We start from the raw sequence: 12,468 nt of genomic DNA on the forward strand, positions 1-12,468 counted from the left end.
AGCACTGGTGCCTGAGAACAACCAAGACCAGCTGGAGATCCCCGAGGGCCACGGCCGCATCGAACCGGTCGGCATCGAAGTGGAGATGTCGCGGTCGTACCTCGACTACGCGATGAGCGTCATCGTCGGGCGCGCGCTGCCCGACGTGCGCGACGGCCTGAAACCGGTCCACCGCAAGATCCTGTACGCGATGTACGACGGCGGCTACCGCCCCGACCGCGGGTACGTGAAGTGCTCGCGCGTCATCGGCGACGTGATGGGCCAGTTCCACCCGCACGGCGACGGCGCGATCTACGACTCGCTGGTCCGCATGGCCCAGCCGTGGAGCCTGCGCTACCCGCTCATCGACGGCCAGGGCAACTTCGGCTCCCCCGGCAACGACCCGGCGGCCGCGCACCGGTACACCGAGTCGCGCCTCGAACCGCTCGCCATGGAGATGCTGCGGGACATCGACGAGGAGTCGGTGGACTTCGAGCCGAACTACGACGGCAAGACCACCGAGCCGACGATCCTCCCCAGCCGCATCCCGAACCTGCTCGTGAACGGCTCCGAGGGCATCGCGGTCGGCATGGCCACGAAGATCCCGCCGCACAACCTGCGCGAGGTCGCCAAGGCCGTCGACTGGTGCCTGGCGAACCCCGAGGCCACCGAGGAGGAGGCCCTGGAGGCGGTCCTCGGGATCATCACCGGGCCGGACTTCCCGACCGGGGCGACGATCCTCGGGCGGGCCGCGATCGAGGACGCGTACCGGACGGGCCGCGGCTCGATCAAGATGCGCGCCGTCATCGAGGTCGAGGAGGACACCAAGGGCCGCCCGTGCCTGGTCGTCACCGAGCTGCCGTACCAGGTGAACCCCGACAACCTGGCCGAGCGCATCGCCGACCTCGTCAAGGAGGGCAAGCTCGGCGGCATCGCCGACATCCGCGACGAGTCCTCGGGCCGCACCGGCATGCGGATCGTCGTCGTGCTCAAGCGCGACGCGGTCCCGAAGGTCGTGCTCAACAACCTGTACAAGCACACGCAGCTCCAGGACACGTTCGGCGCGAACATGCTCGCGCTGGTCGACGGGGTCCCGCGCACGCTGAACATCGCGCAGATGGTCCGCTACTACGTGGCGCACCAGATCGACGTGATCATCCGCCGCACCCAGTACCGGATGCGCAAGGCCGAGGAGCGCGCCCACATCCTGCGCGGCCTCGCGAAGGCCCTCGACCTGCTGGACGAGACGATCGCGCTCATCCGCCGCTCGCCGTCGGCCGAGGAGTCGAAGCAGGGCCTCATGGGCCTGCTCGACGTGGACGAGGTCCAGGCCGTCGCGATCCTCGACATGCAGCTGCGCCGCCTCGCCGCCCTGGAGCGGCAGCGGATCATCGACGAGCTCGCCGAGATCGAGACGAAGATCGCAGACTTGGCCGACATCCTGGCGAAGCCCGAGCGGCAGCGCCAGATCGTCCGCGAGGAGCTCGGCGCGGTCGTGGCCCGCTGGGGCGACGAGCGCCGGACGCAGATCCTCCCGGACGCCGGCGAGGTGTCCATGGAGGACCTGATCGCCCGCGAGGACATCGTCGTGACGATCACCCGCGGCGGCTACGTCAAGCGCACCACCACGGACTCCTTCCGCTCGCAGAAGCGCGGCGGGAAGGGCGTCCAGGGCGCGCAGCTGAAGCAGGACGACATCGTCAGCCACTTCTTCGTGTGCACCACGCACGACTGGATCCTGTTCTTCACGAACAAGGGCCGCGTGTACCGGGCGAAGGCGTACGAGCTGCCGGAGGCGTCGCGCACGGCCCGCGGGCAGCATGTGGCGAACATCCTCGCGTTCGGTCCTGATGAGACGATCGCCCAGGTCATCCAGATGGCGAACTACGAGGTGACCCCGTACCTGGTCCTGGCGACCCGGAACGGCCTGGTCAAGAAGTCGAAGCTCACCGACTTCGACTCGCCGCGCACGGGCGGCCTCATCGGCATCAACCTGCGCGACGGCGACGAGCTGGTCGGCGCCTCGCTCATCCAGCAGGAGGACGACCTGCTGCTGGTGTCGCGCAAGGCGCAGTCGATCCGCTTCCAGGCCACGGACGAGGCGCTGCGGCCGATGGGCCGGGCGACGAGCGGTGTGATCGGGATGCGGTTCGTCGGGGACGACGAATTGCTCACGATGATCGTGCTCCGCGATAATATGGACATCCTCGTGGCCACCAGCCGCGGCTACGCGAAGCGGACTCCGGTCGACGCGTATCCGCAGCAGGGCCGCGGCGGCAAGGGCGTCCTGACGGCTAAGATCACGGAACGGCGCGGCGACCTGGTTGGGGCGCTGTCGGTGACGCCCGACGACGAGTTGTTCGCGATCACCTCGGAGGGAGGGGTCATCAGGACTCCTGTGAAGCCGGTCCGGCAGACGTCGGACCGCAACACCCAGGGCGTCAAGCTGATCGACCTGCCCGAGGAAGTGTCGCTGCTCGCCATCACCAGGAGCGCCGAGGAACCGGAACCCGATGAGGGGCAGGACGAGTAGATGACCGACGCGAAGGCCACCGCAGCGGAGACCGAGCGCGAGGACGACGTGCCGGAGCTGCCCTCCGAGTCGCCGAGCGACGCCGAGCCGAAGGCCGAGGACAAGTCCGAACCGGCCCCCGCGCCGGCGCAGGACCAGACGCTGACGCTGCGTCGCCCTCCGGGGATGACGCCGCCGCCGGTGACGCCGGACGCGGTCCCGATCGCGCAGCCGACGGGCCCGACCGGCAACACGGCGGCCCAGCAGGCCGCGGGGGTCGCCTCGTCGGCCCGCGTCGCGGACGCCGTCCGCGCCGCCCGCGCGGCGGTCAGCCAGGCCGCGGCCCGTGGCCCGCGCCGGGCGCGACTGCGGCTCAAGCGGATCGACCCGTGGTCGGTGATGAAGTTCGCGTTCGCGGTGTCGATCGTGCTGTTCATCGTCATGGTCGTGGCGACGACGGTCCTGTACATCGCGCTCGACGCGATGGGCGTGTTCGACACCGTCAACGACATGCTCCAGATGCTCATGGGCGGCAGCGGCGAATCGGCCGCGGCGGCCGAGGACTTCAGGATCACCGCGAAGGGCGTCATCGGGGCCGCGGCCCTGCTCGGCGTGGTGAACATGGTCCTCTTCACGGCCCTGGCGACCCTCGGGTCGTTCATTTACAACGTCTGCGCCGACCTGGTCGGCGGCGTTGAAGTGACGCTCGCCGAGCGCGACTAAGCACGACTCTGACGGAGCGCCCGCAGCCTGAAAAGGCCGCGGGCGCTCCGCCGTTCCGCCCCAGTGATGCCCGTCCCTCCAGGGAGGGCCCCTGTCTCTCGCACGGGACGAACGTGGGGTAATCTTTCTCAGCGCCGCCGTTGAGCGGCCGATGCAAGGGCGTATAGCTCAGGTGGTTAGAGCGTCGAGCTGATAACTCGAAGGTCCCAAGTTCGAGTCTTGGTACGCCCACCAACACCCGCCGGTCACCGGCGGGTTTTTTCTTCCCCGGAATACCCCGGCCCGCCCGCGGCCTTGAACCTGGGGACCCCGCCTCCCCCGGCTCGAAGGACCCACCGCCATGGCCGCCCCGTCCCGCTCGTTCCTGTTCGTCCTCGGCAGCGCCCGCACGGGCGGCAACACCGAGACCCTCGTCCGCGCCGCCGCCGAGCACCTCGAACCGGAGGCGGCGCAGGAGTGGCTGCGCCTGTCCGACCTCGGCCTGCCGCCGTTCGTGGACCGCCGCCACACCGGGGACGGCGGCACCCCGTTCGCCGAAGGGCCCGAGAAGACCCTCCAGGACGCGACGCTGGCCGCGACCGACATCGTCATCGCGTCCCCGCTCTACTGGTACTCCGTGAGCGGCTCGGTCAAGAACTACCTCGACCACTGGTCGGGCTGGCTCCGCGTCCCCGGCCTCGACTTCAAGGCCCGCATGGGCGGGCGGCGGCTGTGGGGCGTCACCGTCCAGGGCGACGAGGAACCCGACGTCTCGGCGCCGCTCGCCGGGACCCTGCGGCTGTCCGCCGAGTACCTCCGCATGGAGTGGAAGGGCGTGCTCCTCGGGTACGGCTCGCGGCCCGGGCAGGTCCTGCGCGACGAGTCGGCCCTCGCCGCGGCGAAGACCTTCTTCCAGCCCTCCGGCGACACGCCCGGCATCAGGTATTGAGCGTGCGGGCCACGGCCCGGCGGTCCGGCGCGGTGCAGTTCGCTATGCTGAGGCGCATCGCGCGATGCCGACCGCGGCATTGCTGTACGCGGCAATCTCTGATATGGGGGCCTGGGTCCATGTGGAAGAAGATCTTGATCGTCGCCGGTGTGGCGACGGTCGCGTTCGTGGTCGCCAAGAAGGTCAAGTCGATCAACGACGACCGCACCCTGTGGCACGAGGCCACCACCTCCGCGGAGGACGTGCGCTAGCGAATCGCGTTAGCCAACTCACTGCGCTGCGGGTATCCTCGCTGTTGCCGCGTGCGCGGCGGGGATACTCGAACGGACCGGCTTCACCGCCGGCCCGCGAGGGGTCATAGCTCAATTGGCAGAGCACCGCCTTTGCAAGGCGGGGGTTAGGGGTTCGATTCCCCTTGACTCCACTACAAAAGCCCTGTTGACAGGGCTTTTTTCGTGTTCTGGGGGCGGAAAGGGCGATGCGGGGGCGGGAGCGGGCCGGTAGCCTGCTGCGGTGGAGTTCTCTGAGGGGCCCGGGGCCGGGTTCGATGCGGTCGGTGCGGCGTACGGGCTCGGGGCGGTGCGCGGGGTCCGGTATTTGGCCGACGGGCTGCTGAACCGGAACTGGCGCTTGGACGTCGGAGGCGAGGCGTTCGCCCTCAAGGAGCTGTCCTCGACGACGCCCGATGCGGCTCGGCGGAGCCTGGCGGTGATGACCGCTGCCGGGGCGGACGGGGTTCCGGTGGTCGAGGTGGTTCCGGATCGGCGCGGAGCACTGGTCTCGGAGATCGGGGATCAGGCTTACTACCTGGCCCGGTGGGTCGACGGGGATCACCGGCGCGGGGTCGAGATGACGCCCTCGGCTTCGTTCCACATGGGCGAGATGCTCGGGCGGGTCCGGGTCGCGTTGGCGCGGCCCGGGTTGCTTCCCGGGGAGGAGCCGCGGACGGAGCCGCCTCCTTCCGTCGCCACGGCGAGGGAGCGGATCGGGGACTACCTGGAGCTGATCGGCGCGAAGGGCGAGACCGACGAGTTCGACGCGATGGCCGTCCCGTTGCTGCGCAGCCGGATCGAGCTGGTCGCCGCACATGGGCATCTGCGGCCGGAGGGGCCGGTGGTCGGGCCGGTCGGGTGGATCCACGGGGACTGCCAGAACTGGAACCTGATCTGGCAGGGGGAGCGGATCGCCGCGGTGCTGGACTGGGATCGCCTGCGGGTCAACGCGTACGGTGAGGAGGTCGTGCGGGCCTCCATGTACCAGTGCGCGCTTCCCGACGGAAGTGTGGATCTGGAGTGCATCTCGGCGATGCTCGACGGGTACCGGTCGGTGGCGCCGATCTCCGGTGCGGCGCTTCTGGATGCGGCGCGGCGGCGGTGGTGGCGGCTCATCACCAGCGTGTGGCATCTGAAGTACCACTACTACCTCGGTGAGCCGGCCAGCGACCGGGTGTTCTTCTCGGACGAGCGGCTGCTCCGGTGGTGGACCGCGAACCTCGCAGAGGTCGAGGCGGTGTTCAGCGCCAGCGGTAGCGGCGTTCGGGGCGGCCCCGGCCGGCGTACTTGAGGGCGACCTCAGCGCGGCCGCGTTCGGCGAGCTGTTCGAGGTAGCGGCGGGCGCTGACGCGGGAGACGCCGATGCGCTCGGCGCATTCGGCCGCCGAGAGGGAGCCCTCGGCGTCGCGGAGCGTCGCCTCCACGAGCTGGGCCGTCTCGGTGCTGAAGCCCTTGGGCATGAGGGTCGCGGAGCCGGTGCGCTCGAAGGCGCGGTCGACGTCGGCCTGGTCGTGGACCGCCAGGGCCAGACCGGCGCGCGTGTTCGCGTACTGCTCCAGGCGGTCCTGGAAGTCGTTGAAGCTGAAGGGCTTCAGGAGGTACGAGACGACGCCGAGGCGCACGGCGGCCCGGACGGCCTCGGACTCGCGGGCCGCGGAGATGACCATGACGTCGGTCTCGTGGCCTTCGGCGCGCATGCGGCGCACCAGGTCGAGGCCGAAGACGTCGGGCAGGTAGAGGTCGAGGAGGACGAGGTCGGGGCGGTGTTCGTCCAGGGCGGCGAGGGTCTCCTCGCCGGAGCGGGCCGAGGCGACCGCCCGGAAGCCGGGGGTGCGCTCGACGAAGCCGCGGTGGATGTTGACGAGGCGGAAGTCGTCGTCGACCACCAGCACATCGATCATGTCGGTTCCTCAGCCGTCGTTGATACGGGCGTTGCGGGTCGGGAGATGAGCGGCAGGTCCGCATGGAAGCGGGCGCCGTCGGCGGTGTTCTCCACGCGGACGCCGCCGCCGTGATGCTCGCACACCAGCCTGGTCAGCGCCAGCCCGATACCGCGCTCCGCGGTCGTGCCGGTACCGCCTGCCTTGGTGGTGAAGCCGTGCTCGAAGACCTCGTCCACAGCGTCGGGCGGGACGCCGGGGCCGTTGTCGGCCACGGTGATGTGCACGCCGCCTTCGGATTCGCGGATCTCCACCGCGACCCACGCCTCGGCCGCGAGCGGCAGCGGCGAGCCCGCGACGGCGTCGACCGCGTTGTCGATGAGGTTCCCGAGGACCGTGCCGACGTCGGCGGAGTCCTCGGGGGAGAGCGGGCCGAGGGCGGTGCCCTCGGCGATGTCGAGGCGCACCTGGCGCTCGGAAGCCTGCGCGGACTTCGCCATGAGGAGCGCGGCGATGGCCTTGTCGCGGATGGGCCCGCCGATGGACAGGTCGAGGGACTGGCGGTGGCGGTTGAGGGCCTCGATGAAGCGGACGACCTCCTCCTGCTCGCCGATCTGGATGAGCCCGGAGATCGTGTGGAGCTTGTTGTCGAACTCGTGGGCCTGCGCGCGCAGCGCCTCGGCCGTGGAGCGGAACGAGCCGAGGTCGCGTTCGAGCTGGGCGAGCTCGGTGCGGTCGCGGAGGGTGGCGACGGCGCCGAGCGCGCGGCCGTCCTTCTCCACGGGCATCCGGTTGACGACGAGCACCCGGTTCCCTTGCAGCACCACCTGGTCGGAGCCGGTGACGGTGCCGGAGAGGACGTCGCGCAGGCGCGCGGTCAGGTCGAGGTCGTCGAGGGTGCGGCCCACTGCGGTGTCGTCCAGGTCGAGGAGGCGCCGTCCCACGTCGTTGACGAGCGTGACGCGGTGCTGGTCGTCCAGGGCGATCACGCCCTCGGCGATCCCGTAGAGCATTGCCTCCCGGTGCTCGGCGAGGCCCGCGATCTCCCTGGGCTCCATGCCGAACGTCTGCCGCTTGATGCGCCGGGCCAGCAGCCACGACCCGGCCACGCCGAGGACGCTCGCGACCCCGAGGTACAGCAGGAGCGTCGGCACGGCCTGCACGAGGAGCCGCGCCAGCGTGGGCGCCTCCTGGCCGACCACCGCGACGCCGAGCTGGACGCCGAGGTTCTCCGGTTCGGCGCCGATCACGGGCGCCTGGCCGACGAGCTCGGTGCGGCCGCCGAGGTCGATCTCGCCGCGCCAGCCGCGGCCGTCGAGGACGCCGTCTCCGAGGGGCAGCATCGTGCCGATGAGCAGCGGGTTCGTGGAGGCGACGACTTTCCCGTCGGCGTCGGCGAGGGTCACCGAGGAGACCTGCCAGCGCTCCAGGTCCGCCTGGATCTGCGGGGCGAGCGTCTGGGCGGGGGCCGGGGCGGGGAGGCGGCCGCGGACCAGGTCGGAGGCGGCGAGGGACTCGGCGAGCTGGGTGACGCGGCGGCCCTGCTCGGCGTCGAACACGGCGCGGGACTGGGCGAGGGAGAGCCCGGCGACGGCGGCGAGCACGAGGAGGATCACCGTGAGCTGGAAGAGGAGGAGCTGGCCGGCGAGGGTCGGGCGATTCAGGGGCCTGAACACAATGAACTCAATGATCGATACGGACACAAGGCTGACGCGGGGTCGGCGCCGGGGTGACCATCGTCTCTCACCCCGACCCCGAAATGAAAGAGCAACGACGATGAAATTTCACCGGAGGGCCCTCCTCAGTGCTGCGGCGGCCGTCCCGACCCTCGCGGCGGCCTCTGCGTGCGGCCTCACCGCCGAGGACGGCTCGGACGACGGACCTTTGACCGGCCTGCGCATCATGGTCCCCAACAGCCCCGGCGGCGGCTACGACACGACCGCCCGCTCCATCGCCCGGATCATGGAGGACGAGGGCATCGCGAAGGCCATCGAGGTGTTCAACCTCGAAGGCGCCGGCGGGACCGTCGGCCTTCAGCGCACGGTCAGCGAGGAGGGGAACGGCGACCTCGCCATGCAGATGGGCCTGGGCGTCGTGGGCGCCTCGTACACCCAGAACTCCGAGGCGAAGCTGACCGGGACGACGGCGATCGCGAAGCTCGTGGAGGAGTCCGGGGCCATCGTCGTGCCCGTCGGCTCTCCGTTCCAGACGATCGAGGACCTGGTCGCGGCCTGGTCCGCGGACCTGAACGGCGTCACCGCGGGCGGCGGCTCCTCCCCCGGCGGCCCCGACCACCTGCTGCCGATGCGCTTGGCGAAGGCCGTGGGCATCGACCCGGTCCAGGTCAACTACGTGTCCTATGACGGCGGCGGCGAGCTCCTGCCCGCGCTCCTCGGCGAGAAGGTCTCGTTCGGTGCGAGCGGCGTGGGCGAGTTCATCGACCAGATCGAGGCGGGGCAGCTGCGGGTCCTCGCGACCTCCGGCGCCGAGCGGGTCGAGGTCGTCGCCGATGCGCCCACGTTCCGCGAGTCCGGGATCGACCTGGAGTTCACGAACTGGCGCGGCTGGGTCGCGCCGCCGGGGATCTCCGACGAGGACGTCCAGAAGTGGACCGACGCGCTGACCGCGATGTACGAGTCGACGGCGTGGCAGGACGAGCTGGAGAAGCAGGGCTGGACCGACGCGTTCATGACCGGCTCGGACTTCGCCGACTTCCTGACCGACCAGGACTACACGGTCGCCGCGACGCTCCAGGAACTGGGCCTCGCATGACCGCTGCCGACAGCGGTGACGCCGCCGAGGCCGTGGAGGAGCAGACCGACGAGCAGCCGGACGAGGCGACCGGGGCGGTGGCGGCCGAAGCGGCGCCGCCGAAGCGGGACCTCGCGCAGCTGTGGGTGTGCGGGTTCCTCGCGGTCCTCGGCGTGCTCGTCATCGTCGACGCCTCCCGCCTCGGCGGGTTCTCCGCCTCGAACGACCCGATCGGCCCGAAGCCGGTGCCGATCATCCTCGGGATCCTCCTGTTCGCGGTGGCCGCGTTCTACGCGCTGAACGTGCTGCGCGGCGGGCACGGGGAGGACGAGGGCGCCAACGCGAACGAGAGGTTCGACCTCAAGACGGTGGGCCTGCTGTGCGCGGTGTTCATCGCGAACGCGCTGCTCATCGACTGGCTCGGGTGGGTCATCTCGGGGTCGCTCCTGTTCTGGGGCGCGGCGGTCGTGCTCGGTTCGCGCCGGTACTTCCTGACGCTCGCGGCGGCGGTCGTGCTGGGGCTGGCCACGTTCTACGGGTTCGCCATCGGGCTGGGCCTCGGCCTGCCCGCGGGCGTGCTCCAGGGAATCCTGTAGGGGGGCAATAGGACATGGACAATCTCAATTCGCTCCTCGACGGCTTCGCCGCGATCCTCACTCCGGGGAACCTGCTCATCGCGCTCCTGGGCGTCACCATCGGCACGGCCGTGGGGATGCTGCCGGGCCTCGGCACGGCCATGGCGATCGCGCTGCTCCTGCCGATCACGTACGGGATGGAGCCGACCCAGGCGTTCATCATGTTCGGCGGGATCTTCTACGGCGGCATGTACGGCGGCTCGACCACGGCGATCCTGCTGAACACGCCGGGCCAGTCGTCGTCGGTCGTCACGGTCCTCGAAGGCTTCAAGATGGCCCGCAACGGGCGCGGCGGCCAGGCCCTCGCGACCGCGGCCATCGGCTCGTTCATCGCCGGGACGATCGCGACGATCGCGCTGGTGTTCGTCACCCCGATCACCGTGCAGTTCGCGATCGGGCTCGGTGCGCCCGAGTACCTCGCGATCATGGTGCTGGCGCTGGTGGCGACCGCGTCGGTCCTCGGGTCCTCGCGCATCCGCGGGTTCGCGTCGCTCCTGGTGGGCCTGGTGATCGGCACGATCGGCATCGACGCGGTGACCGGGCAGCAGCGCCTCACGTACGGCGTGCCGGAGCTGGCGAGCGGCATCGACATCGTCATCGTCGCGGTCGGCGCGTTCGCCGTCGGCGAGGCGCTGTGGACGGCCGCGCGCCGCAAGAACGGCGGCGACGAGATCATCCCGGTCGGCCGGGTGTGGATGGGCCGCAGCGACTGGCGCCGCTCGTGGGGCCCGTGGCTGCGCGGCTCCGCGCTGGGCTTCCCGTTCGGGGCGGTCCCGGCGGGCGGCGCGGAGGTACCGACGTTCCTGTCGTACGTGACGGAGCGGCGGCTCTCGAAGCACAAGAAGGAGTTCGGGAACGGCGCGATCGAGGGCGTGGCGGGGCCGGAGGCGGCGAACAACGCGTCCGCGGCCGGCACGCTCGTGCCGATGCTCGCACTCGGCCTGCCGTGCAACGCGACCGCGGCGGTGATGCTCGCGGCGTTCCAGACCTACGGCATCCAGCCGGGCCCGCTCCTGTTCGAGAAGGAGTCGGCGCTGGTGTGGACGCTCATCGCGGGCCTGTTCGTGGGCAACGCGATGCTGCTGGTGCTCAACATGCCGCTGATCCCATTGTGGGTCAAGCTGCTGCGCATCCCCAAGCCGTACCTGTTCGCGGGCATCCTGTTCTTCGCGACGATGGGCGCGTACGCCACGAGCGGCCAGTCGTTCGAGCTGTTCGTGCTGCTCGCGCTCGGCCTGATCGGACTCGCCATGCGGCGCTTCGGGATTCCGATGCTCCCGATGATCGTCGGCGTGATCCTCGGCCCGATGGCCGAGCGGCAGGCGCGCATGGCGCTCCAGCTGTCCGGCGGGGAGGCGTCCGGCCTGCTCGGCGGGCCCGTGGCGTGGACCGTGTACGGGGTCATCGCGCTGATCGCCCTGTGGCCCTTGGTCTCCCTGATCAGGCGCCGCCTGACCCGCGACCGCACCGGCGACCGCGACGCGGTCGCCGCCTGACCAACTGGGTGAGTATGAGGTGCGGGCCGGTCGTTCCCCGGCCCGCACTTCTTTCTATGCGCCTCAGCGCAGGACGGCCTTCTGCAACGCCTCGGCCGGGCCGTTGCTGAAGCGGCGCAGCCACAGCCGCGAGCCGACGAGCAGGAACGCGCTGATGCCGAGCCACAGGGCCGGGGCGAACCACGCCTGCGTCCCGTACGTCGCCGCGAGTCCGAGTCCCCAGCCGTAGCAGACGACCGACGCGAGCAGGTTCTGGAGGATGTACCCGCTGAGCGCGGTGCGGCCCAACGACTCCAGTGCGGTCATGACGGGGCCGCGGCGCAGGTGCTCCACGAGGAAGCCGATGAGCCCGATGTACCCGAGCATGACGACCGGGGCGACGAGGTACCGCTCCGCGTAGAGGAAGTCGTCGGGCGCGAACTGCACTGCGATGTTCAACGGCAGGCCCAGACCCAGGCCCCAGGCCATGAGGCGCTTGCGGATCGTGCGTCCCGCATCCTCCGCGCCGAAGGCCCCGGCCCGGAACAGCCTGACGCCCAGCAGGAACAGGAACACCAGCAGCGGGAACGTGATGATCGGCTCGATGCGGAACACCAGCATGTGGTCGAGGCGGAACCGGACCTGGTCGAGCCAGGAGCCGTCGGCGTACAGCGCCGCGACCTCCGCGTCCCGCGACGGGTCGTTGCCCGGCCCGAGCGCCGTTGCGGCCGTGATGAACGCGATCACCGCGGCGTGCAGGCCCAGCGCGGTCCACATGACGGCCCGCTGCGCGCGTTCGGAGCGCTTGAGCAGCCACGCGACCGTGATCGCGGTGACCGCGTACCCCATGAGCACGTCCCACGCGAACAGCAGCACGAAGTGGACCGTGCCCTCGGCGAACAGGAACAGCGCCCGCCAGTGGTAGCGGCCGGGCCAGCGCCGCCCCTTCTTCTCCGCGGACCGGTACTGGATGGCGAGGCCGACGCCGAAGAGCACGGTGAGCATCGACAGGAACTTGCCGTTGGCGAGGAGCTCGAAGACCGCGCCGAACGGGCCGCCGCCGGTGATGCCGTAGCCGAGGAGCGGCCCGGCCTCGCCGTGCGCGGAGGTGAAGATCCAGACGTTGGTGCCGAGCGTGCCGAGGATCGCGACGCCGCGGAGGACGTCGAGCAGCGGGAGCCGCTTCGCTGCGGGCGCCCGCGCCTCGGCGGGCGCGGTGGCGGTGGTGGTGTCCATGCCTTCAGCATCGCGCCGGGAGCGGGCCCGCGAATCCTTCCGCGGCACGGACTTTGACGCAGGGAAGGGGCGACCGG

10 protein-coding genes, 2 tRNA genes and 1 pseudogene are annotated in these 12,468 nt (G+C 70.7%); 10 read left to right on the forward strand and 3 right to left on the reverse strand.

All coding sequences use genetic code 11. The features are described 5' to 3' along the window. Window positions 1-7 precede the first annotated feature (7 nt). The 7 genes and pseudogenes from gyrA (at window position 8) to AB0A65_RS05500 (ending at window position 5,705) form a co-directional block, all read left to right on the forward strand. Window positions 8-2,512 carry a DNA gyrase subunit A gene (gyrA, locus tag AB0A65_RS05470; RefSeq protein WP_359946662.1) on the forward strand — a complete coding sequence of 835 codons (2,505 nt, stop codon included), beginning with the start codon at window positions 8-10 and terminating at the stop codon, window positions 2,510-2,512. 252 nt (window positions 2,513-2,764) lie between these two features. After that, window positions 2,765-3,214: pseudogene (locus AB0A65_RS05475) on the forward strand (DUF3566 domain-containing protein); the annotation flags it as partial. 157 nt (window positions 3,215-3,371) lie between these two features. Then, window positions 3,372-3,448, forward strand: a tRNA-Ile gene (locus AB0A65_RS05480). A 106-nt stretch (window positions 3,449-3,554) separates the two neighbouring features. Continuing rightward, entirely contained in the window at window positions 3,555-4,142 is a 588-nt protein-coding gene (locus tag AB0A65_RS05485) for an NAD(P)H-dependent oxidoreductase (protein WP_359946665.1), read from the forward strand. A gap of 119 nt (window positions 4,143-4,261) precedes the next feature. Beyond that, a complete protein-coding gene (locus AB0A65_RS05490; protein ID WP_218125197.1) occupies window positions 4,262-4,393 on the forward strand; it encodes a DLW-39 family protein in 132 nt (43 codons plus the stop codon). A 100-nt stretch (window positions 4,394-4,493) separates the two neighbouring features. Next, window positions 4,494-4,566 (forward strand) — tRNA-Ala (locus AB0A65_RS05495). Between the two features lie 89 nt (window positions 4,567-4,655). Further along, the gene (locus AB0A65_RS05500) at window positions 4,656-5,705 is read left to right on the forward strand and encodes a phosphotransferase (RefSeq protein WP_359946669.1); all 1,050 of its coding nucleotides are present in this window, start codon (window positions 4,656-4,658) and stop codon (window positions 5,703-5,705) included. On the opposite strand, the gene AB0A65_RS05505 is transcribed toward AB0A65_RS05500, so the two are convergent. Beyond that, a complete protein-coding gene (locus AB0A65_RS05505) occupies window positions 5,656-6,315 on the reverse strand; it encodes a response regulator (RefSeq protein ID WP_359946672.1) in 660 nt (219 codons plus the stop codon). The genes AB0A65_RS05500 and AB0A65_RS05505 overlap by 50 nt on opposite strands. After that, window positions 6,312-7,970, reverse strand: a complete 1,659-nt coding sequence (locus AB0A65_RS05510; RefSeq protein WP_359946675.1) for an ATP-binding protein — start codon at window positions 7,968-7,970, stop codon at window positions 6,312-6,314. Before AB0A65_RS05510 ends, AB0A65_RS05505 begins: the two co-directional genes overlap by 4 nt. Window positions 7,971-8,070: 100 nt before the next feature. On the opposite strand from AB0A65_RS05510, the gene AB0A65_RS05515 reads away from it, so the two are divergent. The 3 genes from AB0A65_RS05515 to AB0A65_RS05525 are packed head-to-tail and all read left to right on the forward strand — an operon-like array spanning window position 8,071 to window position 11,176. Then, window positions 8,071-9,066: a tripartite tricarboxylate transporter substrate binding protein gene (locus AB0A65_RS05515; protein WP_359946678.1), complete on the forward strand. Its 996-nt coding sequence runs from the start codon at window positions 8,071-8,073 to the stop codon at window positions 9,064-9,066. Beyond that, window positions 9,063-9,641 (forward strand): tripartite tricarboxylate transporter TctB family protein, encoded by a 579-nt coding sequence (locus AB0A65_RS05520; protein WP_359946681.1) that lies wholly within the window; start codon window positions 9,063-9,065, stop codon window positions 9,639-9,641. Before AB0A65_RS05515 ends, AB0A65_RS05520 begins: the two co-directional genes overlap by 4 nt. Window positions 9,642-9,655: 14 nt before the next feature. After that, complete coding sequence (locus tag AB0A65_RS05525; protein WP_359946684.1) at window positions 9,656-11,176, forward strand: tripartite tricarboxylate transporter permease; 1,521 nt, start codon at window positions 9,656-9,658, stop codon at window positions 11,174-11,176. A 63-nt stretch (window positions 11,177-11,239) separates the two neighbouring features. Here the strand turns inward: AB0A65_RS05525 and AB0A65_RS05530 are convergent, their stop codons facing one another. After that, the gene (locus AB0A65_RS05530) at window positions 11,240-12,391 is read right to left on the reverse strand and encodes a DUF418 domain-containing protein (RefSeq protein WP_359946687.1); all 1,152 of its coding nucleotides are present in this window, start codon (window positions 12,389-12,391) and stop codon (window positions 11,240-11,242) included. Window positions 12,392-12,468 lie beyond the last annotated feature (77 nt).

The sequence above is a fragment of the Glycomyces sp. NPDC047010 genome, assembly GCF_040644205.1.
Taxonomy (GTDB): Bacteria; Actinomycetota; Actinomycetes; order Mycobacteriales; family Micromonosporaceae; genus Glycomyces.

Coding starts and splice junctions, on each gene's coding strand:
- AB0A65_RS05485 (WP_359946665.1), top strand. CDS start 3,555: ATGGCCGCCCCGTCCCGCTCGTTCCTGTTCGTCCTCGGCAGCGCCCGC.
- AB0A65_RS05490 (WP_218125197.1), top strand. CDS start 4,262: ATGTGGAAGAAGATCTTGATCGTCGCCGGTGTGGCGACGGTCGCGTTC.
- AB0A65_RS05505 (WP_359946672.1), bottom strand. CDS start 6,315: ATGATCGATGTGCTGGTGGTCGACGACGACTTCCGCCTCGTCAACATC.
- AB0A65_RS05515 (WP_359946678.1), top strand. CDS start 8,071: ATGAAATTTCACCGGAGGGCCCTCCTCAGTGCTGCGGCGGCCGTCCCG.
- AB0A65_RS05520 (WP_359946681.1), top strand. CDS start 9,063: ATGACCGCTGCCGACAGCGGTGACGCCGCCGAGGCCGTGGAGGAGCAG.
- AB0A65_RS05525 (WP_359946684.1), top strand. CDS start 9,656: ATGGACAATCTCAATTCGCTCCTCGACGGCTTCGCCGCGATCCTCACT.
- AB0A65_RS05530 (WP_359946687.1), bottom strand. CDS start 12,391: ATGGACACCACCACCGCCACCGCGCCCGCCGAGGCGCGGGCGCCCGCA.